The sequence below is a fragment of the Pseudomonas sp. NFACC05-1 genome (genome assembly GCF_900100135.1).
GTDB lineage: Bacteria > Pseudomonadota > Gammaproteobacteria > Pseudomonadales > Pseudomonadaceae > Aquipseudomonas > Aquipseudomonas fluorescens_Q.
The window spans coordinates 106,827-126,957 of sequence record NZ_FMTR01000003.1 but is presented as its reverse complement, the minus strand read 5'-3'; the positions used below and the strand labels follow the sequence as shown (position 1 = coordinate 126,957).

At 62.0% G+C, this 20,131-nt stretch carries 18 protein-coding genes; 12 read left to right on the top strand and 6 right to left on the bottom strand.

Going from position 1 to position 20,131, the window contains the following annotated elements; genetic code table 11:
• Positions 1-169: 169 nt before the first annotated feature.
• Positions 170-3,082, bottom strand: a complete 2,913-nt coding sequence (locus BLO97_RS06865; RefSeq protein WP_092345412.1) for an aminotransferase — start codon at positions 3,080-3,082, stop codon at positions 170-172.
• Positions 3,083-3,293: 211 nt separating this feature from the next.
• On the opposite strand from BLO97_RS06865, the gene rfbB reads away from it, so the two are divergent.
• From rfbB to BLO97_RS06830, 7 genes are all read left to right on the top strand, one after another.
• A complete protein-coding gene (gene rfbB / locus BLO97_RS06860; protein WP_092222259.1) occupies positions 3,294-4,376 on the top strand; it encodes a dTDP-glucose 4,6-dehydratase in 1,083 nt (360 codons plus the stop codon).
• Positions 4,373-5,248: a glucose-1-phosphate thymidylyltransferase RfbA gene (gene rfbA, locus BLO97_RS06855; protein ID WP_092146528.1), complete on the top strand. Its 876-nt coding sequence runs from the start codon at positions 4,373-4,375 to the stop codon at positions 5,246-5,248. The genes rfbB and rfbA overlap by 4 nt, the downstream gene beginning before the upstream one ends.
• Positions 5,245-5,790, top strand: a complete 546-nt coding sequence (gene rfbC, locus BLO97_RS06850; RefSeq protein ID WP_092345410.1) for a dTDP-4-dehydrorhamnose 3,5-epimerase — start codon at positions 5,245-5,247, stop codon at positions 5,788-5,790. The genes rfbA and rfbC overlap by 4 nt, the downstream gene beginning before the upstream one ends.
• Positions 5,787-6,668, top strand: coding sequence for a dTDP-4-dehydrorhamnose reductase (gene rfbD / locus BLO97_RS06845; protein WP_092345408.1), 882 nt, complete (start codon positions 5,787-5,789; stop codon positions 6,666-6,668). Before rfbC ends, rfbD begins: the two co-directional genes overlap by 4 nt.
• A 71-nt stretch (positions 6,669-6,739) precedes the next feature.
• Entirely contained in the window at positions 6,740-8,548 is a 1,809-nt protein-coding gene (locus tag BLO97_RS06840) for a sensor histidine kinase (RefSeq protein WP_092345406.1), read from the top strand.
• A complete protein-coding gene (locus BLO97_RS06835; RefSeq protein WP_092146535.1) occupies positions 8,545-9,936 on the top strand; it encodes a sigma-54-dependent transcriptional regulator in 1,392 nt (463 codons plus the stop codon). The genes BLO97_RS06840 and BLO97_RS06835 overlap by 4 nt, the downstream gene beginning before the upstream one ends.
• A 37-nt stretch (positions 9,937-9,973) precedes the next feature.
• Positions 9,974-10,429, top strand: a complete 456-nt coding sequence (locus BLO97_RS06830; RefSeq protein WP_092146537.1) for a YiiD C-terminal domain-containing protein — start codon at positions 9,974-9,976, stop codon at positions 10,427-10,429.
• Positions 10,430-10,554: 125 nt separating this feature from the next.
• Here the strand turns inward: BLO97_RS06830 and cysQ are convergent, their stop codons facing one another.
• Both cysQ and nudE read right to left on the bottom strand, forming a co-directional pair.
• A complete protein-coding gene (cysQ, locus tag BLO97_RS06825; protein WP_092146539.1) occupies positions 10,555-11,382 on the bottom strand; it encodes a 3'(2'),5'-bisphosphate nucleotidase CysQ in 828 nt (275 codons plus the stop codon).
• Positions 11,379-11,945, bottom strand: coding sequence for an ADP compounds hydrolase NudE (gene nudE / locus BLO97_RS06820; protein ID WP_003196729.1), 567 nt, complete (start codon positions 11,943-11,945; stop codon positions 11,379-11,381). Before nudE ends, cysQ begins: the two co-directional genes overlap by 4 nt.
• An 88-nt stretch (positions 11,946-12,033) precedes the next feature.
• Here nudE and yrfG point away from each other — a divergent pair, with 88 nt between their 5' ends.
• Positions 12,034-12,696, top strand: a complete 663-nt coding sequence (gene yrfG, locus BLO97_RS06815; protein ID WP_092146541.1) for a GMP/IMP nucleotidase — start codon at positions 12,034-12,036, stop codon at positions 12,694-12,696.
• Between the two features lie 116 nt (positions 12,697-12,812).
• On the opposite strand, the gene lysM is transcribed toward yrfG, so the two are convergent.
• Positions 12,813-13,253, bottom strand: a complete 441-nt coding sequence (gene lysM, locus BLO97_RS06810) for a peptidoglycan-binding protein LysM (RefSeq protein ID WP_092222249.1) — start codon at positions 13,251-13,253, stop codon at positions 12,813-12,815.
• Positions 13,254-13,386: 133 nt separating this feature from the next.
• On the opposite strand from lysM, the gene BLO97_RS06805 reads away from it, so the two are divergent.
• The 4 genes from BLO97_RS06805 (at position 13,387) to BLO97_RS06790 (ending at position 18,329) form a co-directional block, all read left to right on the top strand.
• Positions 13,387-14,274 (top strand): LysR family transcriptional regulator, encoded by an 888-nt coding sequence (locus BLO97_RS06805; protein WP_092222247.1) that lies wholly within the window; start codon positions 13,387-13,389, stop codon positions 14,272-14,274.
• A 93-nt stretch (positions 14,275-14,367) separates the two neighbouring features.
• Positions 14,368-15,207, top strand: a complete 840-nt coding sequence (gene fdhD / locus BLO97_RS06800) for a formate dehydrogenase accessory sulfurtransferase FdhD (RefSeq protein WP_092146545.1) — start codon at positions 14,368-14,370, stop codon at positions 15,205-15,207.
• The gene (locus BLO97_RS06795) at positions 15,204-17,552 is read left to right on the top strand and encodes an FdhF/YdeP family oxidoreductase (RefSeq protein WP_092146546.1); all 2,349 of its coding nucleotides are present in this window, start codon (positions 15,204-15,206) and stop codon (positions 17,550-17,552) included. Before fdhD ends, BLO97_RS06795 begins: the two co-directional genes overlap by 4 nt.
• A gap of 297 nt (positions 17,553-17,849) precedes the next feature.
• Positions 17,850-18,329 (top strand): glycine zipper domain-containing protein, encoded by a 480-nt coding sequence (locus tag BLO97_RS06790; RefSeq protein ID WP_058544959.1) that lies wholly within the window; start codon positions 17,850-17,852, stop codon positions 18,327-18,329.
• A gap of 78 nt (positions 18,330-18,407) precedes the next feature.
• Here BLO97_RS06790 and BLO97_RS06785 read toward each other — a convergent pair whose 3' ends face one another.
• Together BLO97_RS06785 and BLO97_RS06780 are read right to left on the bottom strand one after the other, a co-directional pair.
• Positions 18,408-18,827 (bottom strand): acyl-CoA thioesterase, encoded by a 420-nt coding sequence (locus BLO97_RS06785; RefSeq protein WP_092146548.1) that lies wholly within the window; start codon positions 18,825-18,827, stop codon positions 18,408-18,410.
• Positions 18,828-18,874: 47 nt separating this feature from the next.
• A complete protein-coding gene (locus tag BLO97_RS06780) occupies positions 18,875-20,101 on the bottom strand; it encodes a 3-hydroxyacyl-CoA dehydrogenase (protein WP_092222244.1) in 1,227 nt (408 codons plus the stop codon).
• Between the last annotated feature and the right edge of the window lie 30 nt (positions 20,102-20,131).

Sequence of the window (20,131 nt, the reverse complement as noted above, 5' to 3'; positions counted from 1 at the left end):
AAAAATAGCGCCAAACATCGACAAAAATCGATTTTATAAATTAATGCAACCCCTGTGGAAGCGAGCGTGCTCGCGATAACGGTGGGTCAGCCAAATCAATATAGGCTTGGACACCGTCATCGCGAGCACGCTCGCTCCTACAGGGGAACAGCTTGGCGTTCCAGATTAGTTACAACCCCTCGTCCAAGACCTTCACCAACATATCTACGAAGAAATCCACGCTCTGGCGCGTAGTGACCATCGGCGGTTTGATCTTGAGGATGTTCAGGTAATCGCCGGTCGGTTGCATGAAAATCCCCAACGTTCGCAGGCGGCTGCACAGCGCCGTGGTTTCTTCAGTGGCCGGCTCCAACGTGTCGCGGTCGCGGATCAGTTCCACGCCCAGGTAGAAACCGGAGCCATGCACCGCACCGACCAATGGATAGCGATCGATCAAGGCCTCCAGCCGTGCCTTGAAGTGCCCACCCACCACCCGGGCGTTTTCCCAGAGATTTTCTTCTTCCATGACATCCAGTACCGCCATGCCGATCTGGCAACTGACCGGGCTGCCTCCGGCCGACGAAAAGAAATACCCCTCGGCTTCCAGCGCCTCGGCGATCTCCCGGCGGGTAATGACCGCACCCAGTGGCTGGCCGTTGCCCATGCCCTTGGCCATGGTGATGATATCCGGCACCACTCCTTGCTCTTCGAAGCCCCAGAAAAACTCGCCCATGCGCCCATAACCGACCTGGACTTCGTCGGCGATGCAGACCCCACCGCGCTCGCGCACCATCGCGTAGACCTGCTTCAGGTAACCGGGCGGCAGCGCGATCCCACCGGCGTTGCCGTATACCGGTTCGCAAATGAAACCGGCGAGCTGGCGGTTGTTTTCGGCGATTTTCGCCAGGTTGTGTTCAACGCTGCGCACGTAGTCCGGCGCAGTGTCGGGACCACGGAATTCGCCGCGATAGATGTTCGGTGCGGTCACCGGATGCACCCAGTCCGGGCGGCTGCTCAAGGCCTGGGGATTGTCGGCGATAGACGTCGAGACCGCATCGGCGGCCACCGACCAGCCGTGATAGGCCTCCAATACGCTGAGCATGTCCCGCCCGCCGCTGTAGGCCCAGGCCAGGCGGATCGCCAAGTCGTTGGCCTCGGTGCCGCTGTTGACCAGGAACACCCGGTCCATGTTGGACGGCGCCAACGCCAGCAGGCGTTCGGAAAATTCGGCGATCGCCGCATAGTGGAAACGCGAGTTGGTATTGAGCAGCGACCACTGCCGGGCAGCCACTGCCGCCATGCGTGGATGACCATGGCCCAGCACCGCGACATTGTTGAGCATGTCCAGGTACGAGCGGCCCTGCATGTCGATCAGGTGATTGCGCCAGCCGCGCTCGATGCGCGGCGGATCTACGTAATAGTGCTTCTGCGAACGGGCAAAGCTCGCATCGCGACGGGCCAGCAGCGCCTGGGGATCGATCTCCGGTTCGGCATCGCAAGCCAGTCCCAGCAGCACCGCCGGCGAAGGACATAGTGCCTGCCAGGCCGCTGCCCTGGAGGGCGTGCAGAACAGCGGTGGATTCACCTGGGCGCCACGGCACAACTGGACCCGCAACGGCCCCGTCACTTCACCCAGCACCTGCCCCTTGACCAGTGCCGCGCCGGAATGCAGTGGCGACGTCACGCCCCACAGCCGCACGCTCAACTGCGCGCTGTCCAGCTGCAACAGGCCGTCGGCAGCCTTGCGCACGACCCCAGCGAACGGGGATTCGAGCGGCGTCCCCCGAGGAACGCTCAACTCCACGTGCAGTGGATAAGTATCAGGTTCGACGGCGCTGTCCGGCCGAGTGCGGGATAACCGGTATTGCCCATAGCGGCTGGCGGCCAGGCCATGAACGCCCGCGGCCTCGCTCAGCAGGCGCTGGTCGATCCCCGGCTGCTCCCAATTGCCGGCCTCGAAATGCGGGCTCAGTACACCCAGGTCAATCAGCGCGAACTCACGCCCCACCAGGGTCGGCAACAGCGGCGCAAAGCCTTCGCTGGCGATGGGCGGCAGGCTGTGGCCGACGGCGGTGAGAATCGCCGCTTCCATCAATTCGAAGGGCACCGAGTGGGCGACCCGGAAAATCTCCCACTCATGGGCCAGGTTGTCACGGCTGTATTGGTTGTCCGGGTCGATGGAAACCTGCTGTTCACCGCTGAGCACCAGCACCGCGGCGCGCGCCACGATCAATGGCCACAGCGCCAACAGTTCTTCGCGTTGCAAGGGGTTGACCGCCTGGTAGGCCTTGATCGCCGGCAAGATGAAGAATGGATCGCCGTCGGCGTGGTGCAGCAGGGCCGCACACGTTACCGACAGGTCCGTGATGCGCCAGGTGCGGATCAGGTCGCCGAAATCGATGACGCCCTGCAATTGCCATTGGCGCTGGGCATCGCGCTGCCAGACCACGTTGTCATCGGTGATGTCCATGTGGATCGCCTGCACCGGCAGGCTGGCCTTGAGCGACTGCAAGCGCCGCTCGGCCTGTTGCGCGACCTCGGCGATCAGTTGCCGCCGCTGATCGTCGTCGATGACAGGCAACAGATGATCGACCAGGGCCGGAGCGTGGCGCGCGTCCCATTGCAGGGTGCGTTCCAGGCCTGGGTGGTCGAATGTTGCCAAGGCCAGGTCCATTTCCGCGCACAGGCGGCCCAGGCCGGTCACCAACTCAGGCGGCAGGTGTTTGAGCTGCGTGAGGGCCTGGCCGTCGATGTACTCAAGCAGGCGCATATGGATCGCTTGACCGTCGACGTCCAAAGTCAGCAGGTCCTGGCCGTTGCTGGCGGTAATCACCCGCGGCACCTTCACCGCGCTGTGCCCGGCCAACTGCTTGAGGGCCGCGTGTTGGGCCTGAAGTTCCTGGACAGCGTAGTCGCCGTGGCAAATTTTCAACACAAAGCGCCCACGTTCGCTGTCGACGCGGTAATTGAGGTCCTGATTGCTGCCAAGGGGTCGCAGGTCGCCGCTGAGTCCGTAATTCGAGCGCAGCAACACCAGCGCTTGCTCGGCGCTGATCTGTGGGCTTGGCAAACTGGCACGGTGAACCAACGTAGCGAGTGGCATACAACGACCCCTGAGGTGGTTTTGTTCGGATGCCTATCACGCCACTGAGCCGGAGGATAAGCAACCCCTCCTGTTCAAAAATATGCACAGCTCTCCTGAGAGGCTATATGGGGAGGGCGTGTCCATGGGATATTCGCTTGCACCGCCCCTCGCCATGCCTACAAGCTATGCTCCTAAAGCTCTGTCGTCTCACGGAAAAAGGCTTACCCGGATGCGCATTCTCGTCACTGGCGGTGCCGGTTTCATCGGCTCGGCTCTCATACGGCACTTGATTCTTGATACCGGACACCAGGTTCTGAACCTCGATAAGCTGACCTATGCTGGCAATCTCGAATCACTGAGCAGCATCGATCACGACAGCCGCTACGAATTCGTCCAGGCCGATATCGTCGACCAACCAACCGTCAGTGCGGTGCTGGCGCGATTCAAACCTGACGCCATCATGCATTTGGCGGCCGAGTCCCATGTAGACCGCTCCATCGATGGCCCGGCGGACTTCATCCAGACCAACATCGTGGGCACCTACAGCCTGCTGGAGGCCACTCGAGCCTACTGGCAGGCCCTGCCCGAGCCGCAGAAACGTGCGTTTCGCTTCCACCACATTTCCACCGACGAAGTGTATGGCGACCTGCACGGCGTGGATGACCTGTTCACCGAGACCACCGCCTATGCCCCAAGCTCACCGTACTCGGCGAGCAAGGCAGCGTCCGACCACCTGGTCCGTGCCTGGCAACGCACCTACGGCTTGCCCGTGCTGTTGACCAACTGCTCCAATAACTACGGGCCGTTTCACTTCCCCGAGAAGCTCATTCCACTGGTGATTCTCAACGCGCTGGCCGGCAAGCCGTTGCCGGTCTATGGCGACGGCCAGCAAGTGCGCGACTGGCTGTTTGTCGAAGATCATGCCCGTGCACTGCTCAAGGTCGTCACCGAAGGCATGGTCGGCGAGACTTACAACATTGGCGGTCACAACGAGCAGAAAAACATCGACGTGGTGCGCAGCATCTGCGCCTTGCTCGAAGAGTTGGCGCCACGCAAGCCCGAAGGGATCGAGCACTATGCCGACCTGATCAGCTTCGTCCAGGATCGCCCCGGCCACGACCTGCGCTACGCCATCGACGCCAGCAAGATCGAACGGGAACTGGGCTGGACACCACGGGAAACCTTCGAGACCGGGCTGCGCAAGACCGTGCAGTGGTACCTCGAAAACCTGCTGTGGTGCCAACGTGTCCAGGACGGCAGCTATCAAGGCGAGCGCCTGGGTTCGCTCGACAACAAGGATGCAATGGCATGATGAAAGGCATTGTCCTGGCCGGCGGTTCCGGCACACGCTTGCACCCGATTACCCTCGGGGTTTCCAAGCAACTTTTACCGATTTATGACAAGCCGATGATTTATTACCCGATCTCGGTGCTGATGCTCGCCGGCATCAAGGACATCCTGGTGATTTCCACGCCGCAGGATCTGCCGCAGTACCGCAACCTGTTGGGCGATGGCCATCAGTTTGGCGTACGGTTCAGCTATGCCGAGCAGCCGTCGCCCGATGGCCTGGCCCAAGCGTTCCTGATTGGCGAACAGTTCATTGGCAGCGACTCGGTGTGCCTGATCCTGGGCGACAACATTTTCCACGGCCAGCATTTTGGTGAACAATTGCAGACCGCCGTCAACCGGCAGAGTGGCGCGACCGTGTTCGGCTACTGGGTCAAGGACCCTGAGCGTTTTGGCGTGATCGACTTCGATACAGAAGGACGGGCGATGTCCATCGAAGAAAAACCCACCGCACCCAAATCCAGCTACGCGGTCACCGGCCTGTATTTCTACGATAACGACGTGATCAAGATCGCCAAGGCCATCAAGCCGTCCAAGCGCGGCGAACTGGAAATCACCGACGTCAACAATACCTACCTGCAACGCGGCGACCTGCACGTCGAGCGCTTCGGTCGTGGTTTCGCCTGGCTGGACACCGGCACCCACGACAGCCTGCTGGAAGCCTCGCAATACGTGCAGACCATCGAACATCGCCAAGGCCTGAAAGTGGCGTGCCTGGAAGAAATTGCCTACCAGCAAGGTTGGGTCAGCCGCGAGCACGTTCTGGAGCGCGCCCAGTATTTTGGCAAGACCGGCTACGGCCAGTACTTGTTCAAGATCGCCGGAGAAACACGATGAATGTCATCGCCACCCGTTTGCCAGACGTCCTGGTCATCGAACCGAAAGTCTTTGGCGACGACCGGGGTTTTTTCTACGAAAGCTTCAATGCCCGGGCGTTTGCCGAAGCGACTGGCTGCACCCTGCAGTTCGTCCAGGACAACCATTCACGCTCCACTAGGGGCGTGCTGCGGGGCCTGCACTATCAGATCGAACAAACCCAGGGCAAACTCGTGCGCGTCACGGCGGGGGAAGTGCTGGATGTCGCGGTAGACATCCGCCGCAGCTCGCCGACCTTCGGCCAATGGGCCAGCGTACGCCTGTCGGCGCAGAACCACCGGCAGATGTGGGTCCCGCCAGGTTTTGCCCACGGTTTCGTCGTACTGAGCGAATCAGCGGACTTCCTCTACAAGACCACTGATTACTACGCCCCCTCGGCCGAACGCTGCATTCGCTGGGACGATCCGCAGTTGGCCATCGATTGGGAGTTCGAAGGCACGCCGATCCTCTCGGCCAAGGACCTGAATGGCAAAGCCCTGCACGAGGCTGATCTGTTCCAATGAGTGCCCCCTTGCGTATCCTGATCATCGGCCAGAACGGCCAGGTTTCCCGGGCGCTCCAATCGCGCCTGAGCGGCCTGGGCGAGTTGACCGTACGCGGCAGCGACCAGCTCGACCTGGCACAACCGGATTGCCTGCGTGCCCCCATCGAAGCCCTCAAGCCCGGCCTGATCATCAATGCCGCCGCCCACACGGCCGTCGATCAGGCCGAAAGTGAACCGGAGCGGGCGTTCACCATCAATGCCACGGCACCGGGCATCCTGGCCCAGGCAGCGGTTGCGCTGGGCGTCCCGCTGATTCATTACTCCACCGACTACGTCTTCGATGGTCTCAAATCCGCTCCCTACACCGAGGACGACACGCCCAACCCGCTGAGTGTCTACGGACGCAGCAAGCTGGCCGGCGAGAATGCCATCCGCCAGGCTGGCGGCCAGCACCTGATTCTGCGCACCAGTTGGGTGTACTCCACCGAGGGCCGCAACTTCCTGTTGACCATGCAGCGCCTGTTGCAGGAAAAACCGCAGCTGCGGGTGGTCGCCGACCAGGTCGGCGCACCGACCTGGGCCGGCACCATTGCCGACAGCACCGCGCAATTGATCGAGCGCTGGCAGGCCGGCCAACCCGGCGCCTGGGGCACCTATCACCTGACAGCCCGGGGCGAGACGTCCTGGTTCGGTTTCGCCCAGGCCATTGGTGAAAACCTGCTTGAGCGACACAAGCCGTGTGCGCAGCTTGAGCCGATTGAATCCAGCGCCTATCCGACTCCAGCCCCGCGGCCATTCAACTCGCGCCTGGATTGCACGCGCCTGCTCAAGGAGTGGGCAGTGAGCCAACCGGACTGGCGAGACGCGTTGCAGCAGTGCCTCGCCGGACAAGCCTAGTACTGCCTTACAAATAGTATTTGCAAGGCAACTAGGCATAATACGCCTGTCACCACAGGCGTCCGAGGCTCATGAATTCCACCCTTCCCCGCAGACCCCGTTGGCGCAGCCTGGCCTTGCTCGCGCTGTGCCTGGCGCCGTTGCTGTGGCCGTTGGAGCACTTGGCCGAACGTTACTACCGCAGCGAACTGGCCGGGCAAAACCGCCAGACCCTGGACCTCTACGTCGCCAACCTGTTGGGCACACTGCACCGTTATGAGGTGCTGCCACAGATTCTCGGCGACCTGCCGGCCTTGCGCGCCGCCTTGTCGGCACCCGACGATGGCGTGACCCAAGGCAATGCCAACCGGCTGCTGAAAAACATCAGCGCCCAGACCGGCGCCGAAGTCATGTACCTGATGGACCCTTCCGGCAAGACCCTGGCCGCGTCGAACTGGGACAAACACGACAGTTTCGTCGGACGCAATTTCGCCTTCCGGCCGTACTTCATCGAAGCCATGGCCGGACGCCTGGGTCGCTTCTTCGGCTTGGGCACCACGTCGGCCAAGCGCGGTTACTTCTTCGCCGCCGCCGTGCACGACCGCGAAAAAGTCATTGGCGTGCTGGTGGTCAAGGTCGACCTCGACCACACCGAAAGCCTGTGGGGCAAAACTCCCGAACAATTACTGGTGACCGACCACAACGGCGTGGTCATCCTCACGTCGCGACAAGAGTGGCGATTTCGCGCGACCCGACCCTTGAATGACGCCGAGCGCGAGGCCATCAGTGCGGTACAACCGTATCCGACCCGCGAGCCCAAACCGCTGAACCTGAACGCCAACGCCTGGCTGACCCAGACCCAGTCCATCGAGGAAACCGGCTGGAGCGTAAGCATCCTCGCCCCGCGCACGCTGATTGATCGTCCGGTGCGCACTGTGGTCGCCATCGGTGGCGCGGCCTTGCTGGTCTTGATGCTGTTGCTCGGGTTGATGATGCAACGCAGGCGCCATTACCTGGATCGAATCGCCTTCGAAGCCAAGGCCCGTCAAGAATTGGAAGGCCGGGTGGCCGAGCGCACCAGCGACCTGGAAGGACTGAACCGACGGTTGAAGCAGGAAGTGCTGGAGCGCGAACAGGCTCAGCAAGAGTTGGTCCGTGCCCAGGATGACCTGGTGCAAGCCGGCAAGCTGTCTGCCCTGGGCACCATGTCGGCGAGCATCAGCCACGAACTCAACCAACCGCTGGCAGCGATTCGCAGCTACGCGGAAAACGCCGAGATTTTGCTCGATCACCAACGCACCGAAGATGCCCGGGGCAACCTCAAGCTGATCAGCGAACTGACCGGGCGCATGGCCTCGATCATCGCCCACCTGCGCGCCTTCGCCCGCCGCGACCGACATGCGCCGGAAAGCGTCGCCCTGCAACCGGCGCTGGACGACGCCTTGGCGCTGCTCGCCAAACGTCGGCGCGGCATGGAAGTGGAACTGATCCGCGACTTGCCGGCCGCCACGCTGTGGGTCGAGGCCGGCGAAACCCGCTTGCGCCAGGTACTCGGCAACCTGCTGGCCAACGCCCTTGATGCGCTCACCGAGAAAGGCCCACCGCGCAAACTCTGGCTCAGTGCCCAGGCCACCGAAACCGGCGTCAACCTGTACATCCGCGATAACGGCCCGGGGTTTTGCATGGAAGCCCTGGGCCGCGCCGGTGAGCCCTTCTACACCACCAAGACGCGCACCCAAGGCCTTGGCCTGGGACTGGCGATCTGCGACACCCTGATGCGCGCCTTCGGCGGTGAACTGTCGTTCGCCAACCACAAGGAAGGCGGCGCCCTGATTACCCTGAAACTGCGCGCCGGAGCCCCCGGGGTGAGCCTGCAACCGTCCGAGGACCGAAGTGTATGACCATCGACAACCGGATTGAGGTGGTGCTGATCGACGACGATCCCCATTTGCGTCAGGCCCTGAGCCAGACCCTCGACCTGGCCGGCCTGAAAATTCTGCCCCTGGCCGAAGCCAAAGGCGTGGCCGGGCAACTGCCCCGTGACTGGCCGGGGGTGGTGGTCAGTGATATTCGCATGCCGGGCATGGACGGCCTCGAACTGCTGGGCGAACTCCACGCCCAGGACTCAGAGCTGCCGGTGCTGCTGATCACCGGCCATGGCGACGTGCCACTGGCGGTGCAGGCAATGCGCGCCGGGGCCTACGACTTCCTGGAAAAACCTTTTGCCAGCGATCATCTGCTCGACAGCGTGCGCCGGGCCCTGGCCTTGCGCCGCCTGGTGCTGGACAACCGCAGCCTGCGCCTGGCCCTGAGCGATCGCCACGAACTCAGCGCCCGCCTGGTCGGCCAATCGACTCCGATGCTGCGCCTGCGCGAGCAGATCGGGGCACTGGCCGCCACCCGCGCCGACGTGCTGATCCTCGGTGAAACCGGTGCCGGCAAGGAAGTGGTCGCTCGGGCGCTGCACGACCTTTCGAGCCGGCGTAACGGGCCGTTCGTGGCCATCAACGCCGGCGCCCTGGCCGAGTCGGTGGTGGAAAGCGAGCTGTTCGGCCACGAACCCGGCGCTTTTACCGGCGCGCAGAAGCGCCGCATCGGCAAGTTCGAATTCGCCAACGGCGGTACGCTGTTCCTGGATGAAATCGAAAGCATGAGCCTGGATGTCCAGGTCAAGCTGCTGCGCCTGCTGCAGGAGCGCGTGGTGGAGCGGCTGGGGGGCAATCACCAGATCCCGCTGGATATCCGCGTAATCGCCGCCACCAAGGAAGACCTGCGCCAGGCCGCCGACCAAGGGCGTTTTCGCGCCGACCTGTATTACCGCCTGAACGTCGCGCCGCTGCGCATACCGCCCTTGCGTGAACGGGGTGAAGATACGCTGATGCTGTTCCAGCATTTCGCCGACGAAGCCAGCGCTCGCCACGGGCTGCCGCCCCATGAATTGCAACCGGCACAACGGGCGCTGCTGCTGCGCCACAGTTGGCCGGGCAATGTGCGGGAATTGCAGAACGCCGCCGAACGCTTTGCCCTGGGACTGGAACTGGCCCTGGATAACAGCGCGCCAGACGGCAACCCCGGCGCACCGGTGGAACTGGTCAGTGGAGGCTTGAGCGAGCAGGTGGAAAACTTCGAGAAAACCCTGATCGCCGCCGAACTGGCACGCCCCCACAGCTCGGTGCGCAGCCTGGCCGAAGCCTTGGGCATTCCACGCAAGACCTTGCACGACAAGTTACGCAAACATGGGCTGCACTTCGGCGACAGCAGCCATGGTTCGGCCGATGAGTCCGATTGAGTTATCGTCATTTCCCGTTCAAGCAAAAGGCCCCGCAATGAACCGCGACAGTCGTTACCTGGAATCGATCCTGCACCACGACATCCCCTTGACCCGGGACATGGGCCTCAAGGTGCTCGATTGGCAGGCCCGGCAACTACGCCTGTCCTTGCCGCTTGCAGCCAACGTCAACCACAAGAGCACCATGTTCGGTGGCAGCCTGTATTGCGGCGCGGTGCTCGGCGGCTGGGGCTGGCTGCACCTGGCCCTGCGCGAGGAAGGCATCGAAGACGGGCATATCGTGATTCAGGAAGGGCAGATCAGTTATCCGCTGCCGGTGACCCGCGATGCGACCGTCGTCTGCGCAGCGCCCGAGGAAAAGGTCTGGAAACGCTTCCTGGCCACCTATCGGCGCTATGGCCGGGCGCGACTGGCCTTGCAGACGCAAGTGTTGAATACCGGAAGTGAGGAAGTGGCAGTACAGTTCGAGGGGCAGTACGTGTTGCACCGCTAAAGCAACGCAGCCCCCTGTGGCGAGGGAGCTTGCTCCCGCTCGGTTGCGCAGCAACCGCAAAATCTTGGGGCCGCTTCGCAGCCCAGCGGGAGCAAGCTCCCTCGCCACAGGAAAGCAGGTACGGTTCAGGAACGGGCCAACTCCAATAGCTTGCCCCGCCATGCCGCTTTCGCCGGCAACGCCAGGAACGATGTATTCAACAGCGACTCCCGCGGTGGATAACAGAACGGTTCACCGCTCAAGTCCAACACCTCGCCCCCCGCACCTTCCAATACACCCTGGGCGGCAGCGGTGTCCCACTGGGAGGTCGGCGCCAGCCGTGGATAGCAATCCGCCGCGCCTTCGGCCACCAGGCAAAACTTCAACGAACTGCCAATACTGGTCAGTTGCAGCTCACCCAGGCTCCCGCTCAAACCATCCAGCAGGCGTTCCTGTTCCGGGCTGGTGTGCCGACGACTGGCGACCACGGTAAAAGCTTCACCCGGGGCCAGGACGTCACGAACCGCAATAGGCAAAGGCACGCCGCCCTTATCACCACGCCAGGCACCCAGCCCTGCACCGCCGACGTAAAAGCGTCCATTGGTGGGCATCGACACCACACCGAACACCACGCGGCCCTGCTCCACCAACGCGATGTTGACGGTGAACTCCTCGCTGCCGGAAATGAACTCCTTGGTGCCATCCAGCGGGTCTACCAGCCACCAGCGATGCCAGCCGGCGCGCACGTTTTGGGCAATATCGGCGTCTTCTTCGGAGAGGATCGGAATATCCGGGGCCAGCGCCATCAGCCCGGCCACGATCACATCATGAGCGGCCATGTCTGCAGCGGTCACCGGCGACTCGTCGGCCTTGTGGTTGACCTGCACGTTGGCGCGCCAGAACGGCAGGATCGCTTCACCGGCCTGGAGCGCCAGCTCGACTACAGGGGCCATCAACGGATGAGGGAAAGTCATGACAGGAACGCTCCACGCTGGGTCAGCAGGTCACGGGCCAGGTATAGCGCTGCCAAGGCCCGGCCCTCCGTGAACTGCGGGTTCTGTGCCAGGGCCGACAGCTCACGCAGGTTGACCTTGTCCACGCGCATCGGCTCGGGCTCGTCACCCTCCAGCCGTTCTTCATACAGATCGGTCGCCAGCACCACCTGGATCTTCTGGCTCATGTAGCCGGGGGACAGCGACAGTTCGGTCAGGTGTTCCAATTGACGCGCTCCGAAACCGGCCTCTTCCTTGAGTTCCCGTTCGGCCGCCGCCAGCACATCTTCACCTGGCTCGATCAAGCCCTTGGGCAGGGACAGTTCGTAGGCGTCGGTGCCCCCGCAATACTCTTCCACCAACACAGCGTGGTCGGCATCGAGCATCGCCACGATCATCACCGCGCCATAGCCCGCCCCCTTGCTCGCCAGACGTTCATAGGTGCGCTCCACACCGTTGGAAAACCGCAATTTCAGTTCTTCCACGCAAAACAGGCGGCTGGTAGCGACGATCTGGCGATCGAGTATGGTGGGTTTCTGGCGCATAAACGGCTCCCTGGGCGATAGCGGGCTACTATACCCGGCCTATTCTGATTGTTTGTGTCGGATATCCGATTACCGCTGGAGAAGTTTTATGGCTTTGCTGCCCTGGCATGAGATCGATACGGTTCTGCTGGACATGGACGGCACCCTGCTGGACCTGCATTACGACAACCATTTCTGGCTCGAACACCTCCCACAGCGCTACGCCGAACTGCATGGCGTGAGCCGGGCGATGGCCGAGATGGAGCTGCAGCCGCTGTTCGAGCGCAACGCCGGCCAGTTGCAATGGTATTGCCTGGATTTCTGGAGCGCCGAGCTGAAACTGCCGGTACGCGAACTGAAGTTGGAAACCGCGCACCTGATCGCCTTGCGCCCGGACGCCGATACCTTCCTGGCAGCGATCCAGCGGGCCGGCAAGCGCGTGGTGATGATCACCAACGCCCACCGCGATTCATTGTCCCTGAAGCTGGAGCGCATCGAGCTGGCCCCTTACTTCGACCGCCTGATCAGCTCCCACGACTACGGCTTTCCCAAGGAAAACCCGCAATTCTGGGACGCACTGCAAGCCGACTTGGATTTCGACCCGGCCCGCAGCCTGTTCATCGACGACACCCTGCCGGTGTTGCGCAGCGCCCGGGACTTCGGCGTGGCGCACTTGCTGGCCGTGAGCGAGCCGGATAGCCGCAAAGGGCCAAAGGACACGGGGGAGTTCGAAGCGTTGATAGACTACCGGACGCTGATCGAAGGGCTCTGAAAAAAACCTTTGTGGCGAGGGAGCTTGCTCCCGCTGGGCCGCGAAGCGGCCCCTTTTTTTCCAGACAAGTGCTGCGCACTTGAGCGGGAGCAAGCTCCCTCGCCACAGGAAACCGGCTACTCGGGAATACGTAGCACCTGCCCCGGATAGATCTTGTCCGGGTGCGACAGCATCGGCTTGTTGGCCTCGAAGATCTTGTTGTACTTGTTCGCGTCGCCGTACGCGGCCTTGGAGATGGCGCTGAGTGTGTCGCCCTTCTTCACGGTCACGAAACGCGCCGCCTGTGCTACCGGGCCAGTCACCGTAATCTGGTCGTCGACACTGCCGACACCTTCGATATTGCCCACCGCCAACAGGATCTTTTCCTTTTCTTCCTGGCTCGCTACTTCACCGGTGACGATGACTTTGTCGCCGTCGAGGGTCGCCTGAACATTCGGATTACCCAGGCCGACCTTTTCAATATGCGCTTTCAGTTGTTCGCTGGCATTGGCATTGCCGGGGGTCAGCAGGTCGATCAGCTTCTCTCCTGCTTCCTTCACAAAGCTAAAAATACTCATGGCACACGCTCCTTGATTTAAGTGTCCAGACGCAAAGACTAGACCAGGCGAGACGAACCCGGTTCCCAACCGACCAATGACCCCGCCACGCGCAAGCGCTAGAATCCGAACCTTCCTGCGCCCTGGAGCGAAGATGGACATCAAGCAGCTGAAATTTCTCATCGCGCTCGACGAAACCCGCCACTTCGGCCAAGCCGCCGCACGTTGCCACATCACCCAGCCGACCCTGTCGATGCGCCTGCGCAATCTTGAAGAAGAACTTGACCTGCCGCTGGTCAATCGCGGCCAGCGCTTTGAAGGTTTCACCGCGCCGGGGGAACGGGTCCTGGCCTGGGCGCGTACGGTGCTGGCGGCCTATGACGGGCTGCAGGCCGAAGCGGCGGCCTGTCGTGGCAACCTGGTGGGTACGCTGCGCCTGGGCGTGGTGCCGTTGTCGGACTTCGACCCCCTGGCGATGATGCAGCGCTTGCACGCCGAGCACCCCAACCTGCGATTCGAATTGTCGTCCCTGAGCTCCGAACGCATCCTCGAACAGCTGGCGAACAACCGTATCGACCTGGGTATTTCCTACCTGGAACGCCTGGACAACGAGCGCTTCGAAGCCCTGCCCTTCAGCCACACCCGCATGGGCCTGCTCTACGACCAGCGCTATTTCTTTTTCGGCGAACAACCGCTGAGTTGGGAAGCGCTGATCGAGCTGCCCCTGGGCATGCTCACCAGCGGCATGCATTTTCGCCAATCCATCGACCACAACTTCCACAGCCGGGGCCTCACACCTCAACCGCTGTTGCAAACCGACGCAGTGCATCAATTGTTACAAGCTGTGCACGGTGGACTGTGTTGCGCGGTGATGCCCTTGGACAGCGGCCTGAATGTGCTGACCGAAGATTTGCGCATCCAGCCCATCGAAAGCGCGCAGACCTTAGTCCCACTGGGCCTGATCATGCGGCGCGGCGCCCCACGTTCGGCCTTGGCAGAGGCCTGTTTTGCCCTTTACCAGAAATCATCGACAACATCTTGATCGACGTCATCTATTGAGAGATCAGTAATAGCGATTAGACGTGGCAGATTGCCGCATTTAGTCTTAACACTATTCCTACTTTCAGTGATGCCTATGAACGACAAGCCTCCGGTCAGTCCAGCGCCAGCGATGGAAACATCCGCGCCGGCCGCCAGCCAGAGCTATCGCTACTGCAATCTGGACCACTCCCAATCGGACAGCACCGCGCTGGCCGAGGAAGTGGCGCTGGCGATTGCCTATAACGGCATCAGCCAGGCGGTCATGCTGGTCACCCCCACCGACCTTGAAGACTTCATCGTCGGCTTCAGCCTCGGCAGCGGCATCATTGAAGACACATCGGACATCTATGACCTGCAACTGAGCGGCACGGGTGCTGCGCACCATGCCGAGGTGACCATCGCCAACCGCGCCTTCTGGAACCTCAAGCAGCAACGCCGGCAATTGACGGGCACCAGTGGCTGCGGCTTGTGCGGCGTGGAGGCAGTGGAACAGGCATTGCCAAACCTCAAGGTGCTGCCCGGCGCACCGCTGCCACCCGCCCAATGGCTCGATGGCCTGCGTGACCGCATCAGCCAGTTCCAGCCCCTGGGTCAATACTGCGGCGCAGTCCACGCCGCGTTGTTCATGAACGCCCAAGGCGAATTGCTGTTGGGTCGCGAAGACATCGGCCGGCACAACGCCCTCGACAAACTGATCGGCGCGCTGGTCCGGCAGCAGATCCCGGTAGCCGGCGGCGTAGCGATCGTCACCAGCCGTTGCAGCCTCGAACTGATCCAGAAAGTCCTGCGGGCCGGTATCCAGACCCTGGTCAGCCTGTCGTCACCCACGGGCCTTGCGGTGCAGTGGGCCCGCCAACACAACCTCAACCTCATCCACCTGCCACAAAAAAGTGCGCCACGGGTCTACAGCCCAGCGATGGAGAAACAAGCGTGAGCAATCATCAACAAGCCGACCAGAAACCCGTACCGCGCTACAAACCCTACAAGGGCCCGGCCGGTGGCTGGGGAGCACTGATCAGCGTCGCTCAGGCCTGGTTGACCAGCGACAACGCGCTGAAAAACATCCGCATGATGCTCAAGACCAACCAGAATGGCGGTTTTGACTGCCCAGGCTGTGCCTGGGGTGATTCGCCGGAAAGCGGCATGGTCAAGTTCTGCGAGAACGGCGCCAAGGCCGTGAACTGGGAAGCGACCAAGCGCCGCGTCGATGGTGCATTTTTCGCCAAGCATAGCGTGAGCTCGCTGCTGGAGCAGAGCGACTACTGGCTCGAGTACCAGGGTCGCCTGACCGAGCCAATGCGCTACGACGCCGAAACCGACCGCTACAAACCCGTCAGTTGGGAAGCGGCGTTCGACCTGATCGGCAAGCACCTGCAAGGGTTGTCCAGCCCGAACCAGGCCGAGTTCTACACCTCGGGCCGAGCCAGCAACGAAGCGGCCTACTTGTATCAGCTGTTCGTGCGCGCCTACGGCACCAACAACTTCCCCGACTGCTCGAACATGTGCCACGAGGCCAGCGGCGTAGCGCTGTCCCAGAGCGTGGGCGTGGGCAAGGGCACAGTGACCTTCGACGATTTCGAACACGCCGATGCGATTTTCGTCTGGGGCCAGAACCCCGGGACCAACCATCCGCGGATGCTCGAACCACTGCGCGAGGCGGTGAAACGCGGCGCCCAAGTGGTCTGCATCAACCCGCTCAAGGAGCGTGGCCTGGAGCGCTTCCAGCATCCGCAGAACCCGATCGAAATGCTCACCAACGGCAATAAGCCGACCAACACCGCCTATTTCCGCCCGGCCCTGGGTGGCGACATGGCGATCTTGCGCGGCATGGCGAAGTTCCTGCTGCAGTGGGAGCGCGAAGCGCAGAACACTGGCGCTGCGGCGGTGTTCGACCACGCGTTCCTCAATGAGCACAGCACCAACGTGCTGGATTACCTGGCGGCGGTCGACGACACGCCGTGGGAACAGATTGTCGAGCAATCGGGCATGACCCTGGTCGACATCGAGCAAGCGGCGCGCATGTACGCCAAGAGCCAGAACGTGATCATGTGCTGGGCGATGGGTATCACCCAGCACCGTCATTCGGTGGCGACCATCCAGGAAATCGCCAACGTGATGATGCTGCGCGGCAACATCGGCCGGCCAGGCGCAGGCCTGTGCCCGGTACGTGGCCACAGCAACGTCCAGGGTGACCGGACCATGGGCATCAACGAGCGTCCGCCAGCGGCGTTCCTCGATTCGCTGGAGCGGCGCTTCCAATTCAAGGTACCGCGTGAAAATGGCCACAACGTGGTCGAGGCGATTCACGCCATGGCCGACGGCCAGGCGAAGGTGTTCATTGCCCTGGGCGGCAACTTCGCCCAAGCCACGCCGGACAGCCATCGAACGTTCCGGGCCTTGGCCAATTGCGACCTGACGGTGCAGATCAGCACCAAGCTCAACCGCAGCCATCTGGCTCACGGCAAGGAAGCGCTGATCCTGCCGTGCCTGGGCCGCACCGACATCGATCTGCAAACCGAAGGTGCGCAAGCGGTGACCGTGGAAGACTCCTTCAGCATGGTGCATGCGTCCATGGGCCAGCTGCAGCCGCTGTCGAACCAGATGCGCTCCGAACCGTGGATCATCGCCGGCATCGCCGCCGCCACACTGGGTAGCCGTCCGGTGGACTGGAACTGGCTGGTGGCCGACTACAGTCGCATCCGCGACCTGATCGCCGACACCGTACCAGGCTTCAAGGACTTCAACGAAAAGCTGAAGAACCCTGGTGGGTTCTACCTCGGCAATAGCGCCGGTTCGCGGCGCTGGAATACCCCGTCGGGCCGCGCCAACTTCAAGCCCAACCGGTTGCCGACCGATCTTGTGCATGAACGCACCCGGGCCACCGGCCAGTTGCCCGACCTGATCATGCAGTCCATGCGTTCCCACGATCAGTACAACACCACCATCTATGGCCTGGATGACCGCTATCGCGGTGTGAAGGGCCAGCGTGACGTGTTGTTTGCCAACGAAGCGGACATCATTCGACTGGGCTTCAAGCCGGGGCAGAAAGCCGACATCGTCTCGCTCTGGGATGACGGGCGCGAACGGCGGGTCAAGGGCTTTACCCTGCTGGCATTCGACATTCCTGCCGGGCAGGCTGCTGCTTATTACCCAGAAGTGAACCCGCTGGTGCCACTGGAAAGCACGGGCGACGGCAGCCACACCCCAACGTCGAAATTCGTCGCGATCCGCCTGGAAGCGGCGAGCGAGAATGGACTGATCCTGGCCAAGTCGGCCTGACACAGTATTGTGGCGAGGGAGCTTGCTCCCGCTTGGTTGCGCAGCAACCAGAAAAGGGAGTCGCAGCCCAGCAATACCCCCTCGCTACAGAGTACTTTCCAGCGCCCACAAAAAAGGCCGTTTTCCCTAGAAAACGGCCTGTCCGAAGTAGCTAAAGACCGACCAAATTGTCTTAAGTTCCCACCAAAAAACAATAACTTAGAGAATTGTGCACAAGTCGTGTTACTCGTCGGATTTCTATTGTAACCAAGCGAAGCCAGCCTCAGGATCGCGCCGTCATCCCTTTGAGGCTCCTCTATGAAGTTCTCCTCCATTCTCTTGTTGTCCCTTAGCCTGGCCAGTGGCATCGCTTCTGCCGGTGGTACTGCCGAAGCAGGTGTGGGCGGCGCATTGGGCGGGGTTTTGGGTTCGGTCGTCGGCCAGTCCCTGGGCGGCAACACCGGCTCCACTATCGGCGCGGCGCTGGGCGGCGCGGGCGGCAGTGCAGTCGGTGCAGACAAACACAGCCGCGGCGAAGCGGCGATCGGCGGCGCGCTGGGCGCAGCCGGCGGTAACGTGGTCGGTCGTAGCGTCGGCGGCACCACTGGCAGCCTGATCGGTGCGGCAGCGGGCGGCGGCGCTGGTGGTGCCCTGGGTAACTACATGGGCAAGGACGATGACGATGATCGTCACTATGACGGTCGCCGTGGTGATCGCCGCTACTACCGTGACGGCCACCCAGGTCGTGGCCATGCCTACGGGCATCGCAAAAAACATCATCGCTACTACCGCGACTAACGGCTGACTGATAACCGCCGTTGAAGATCGCAGCCTCCGGCAGCTCCCAGAGCTGACAGGAGGCTGCGATTTTTTGTTTCAGACCACCAACAGTTCCAAAGCCCCACGCAGCCGGTCCGGAATCGCCACCGGCCGATTCGACGCCCGGTCCACAAATACGTGAACAAAACGCCCCGCCGCACAGGCCTCCTCCTCGCCGACCTTGAACACCGCCAGCTCGTACTGCACCGAACTGCTGCCCAGCTTCCCGACCCGCAGGCCGATTTCAATCCGGTCTGGAAAGGCGATTGAGGCAAAGTAGTCACAGGCCGAACTCACCACGAACCCCACCACCTCTCCGTCATGGATATCCAGACCACCGACTTCGATCAGGTAGGTATTCACAGCGCTATCGAAAAAGCTGTAATAGGTGACGTTATTGACGTGACCGTACACATCGTTGTCGTGCCAGCGCGTGGTAATGGGTTGCAAGTGTCGGTATTCGTTGCGTTGGGGCATCAGGTGTCCTTTACGGTTGTTTCAATGATCTTGAAGTGGCCCCGGCCTCAGGCCTGCGCGAAACCCTTGCCCTGCGCTGCCAGATCGCCAATCAGACGCGCGGGCTTCCACTGGTCGCCCTGCTTCGTTTCGAGCGCCAGCAGGCGTGCGTGGATGTCCTCCAGCCCCTGCCCGTCGGCCCACGCCATCGGCCCGCCCTTGTCCGCAGGGAAACCGTAGCCGTTGAGGTAGACCAGATCGATGTCGTGGGCCGACTCGGCAATGCCCTCCTCCAAAATTTTCGCGCCCTCGTTGACCAACGCCAGCAAGCACCGTTCGAGGATTTCCTCCGGGCCAATCTCGCGCCGCTGGAAACCTAGCGCTTCACTGACCCGTAGCACCAGCGCATCGACCTCGACATCATGCTCGGCCTGTCGACTGCCCGGCTCATAGTGATAATACCCATTGCCGCTTTTCTGGCCGAACCGTCCCAGTTCGCACAGCCGGTTGTCTATTTGGATCTCTGGCGCATCCTGGCCTGTTCCTGCCAATTCTCGTGCGCGCCACTCCAGGTCGATCCCGACGACGTCGTACATGCGAAACGGCCCCATGGCAAAGCCGAAGCCTTGCAGCGCCGCATCGACCTGATGGGGGAAAGCCCCCTCGAGCAACATCTTGCGAGCCTCCAACACATAAGGATGAAGCATCCGGTTTCCGATGAACCCATGGCAATTGCCCGATACCACGCTGACCTTGCCCATGCGCTTGCCTAATACCAGGGCCGCGTCCAGAACCGCCTTGGAAGTTTGCGCACCACGAACGATCTCCAGCAGCTTCATGATGTGCGCCGGGCTGAAGAAATGCAGGCCCAGCACCTGGGTTGGCCGGCGAGTGGCGGCGGCGATCGCATCGATGTCCAGCGCCGAGGTGTTGCTCGTCAGGATCGCCTCGGGTTTGAGCAAACCGTCCAGTTCACGAAAAATCCTCTGCTTGAGCTCGAGATTCTCGTAGACCGCTTCGATCACCAGGTCCACATTGCGGATCGCCGCGTAATCATCCGCCCGTGTCACCCGGGCAATCCGCGCATCAGCCTCACCCTGATCGATACGGCCCTGACGCACGCCATGGGCATAGGTCTCGGCCACGGCGACCAGTGCCTGCTCGAGCATCTGCGGATTGTTGTCGACCCACTGCACCGCCACGCCCGCGTTGGCCAGGCACATCACGATGCCCCGGCCCATGGTGCCTGCACCGACCACCGCGGCACGCTGAATATCGAAAGGTGTCTGGCTCATGTTTGCTCTCTTGTTGGCGATACAAAGACA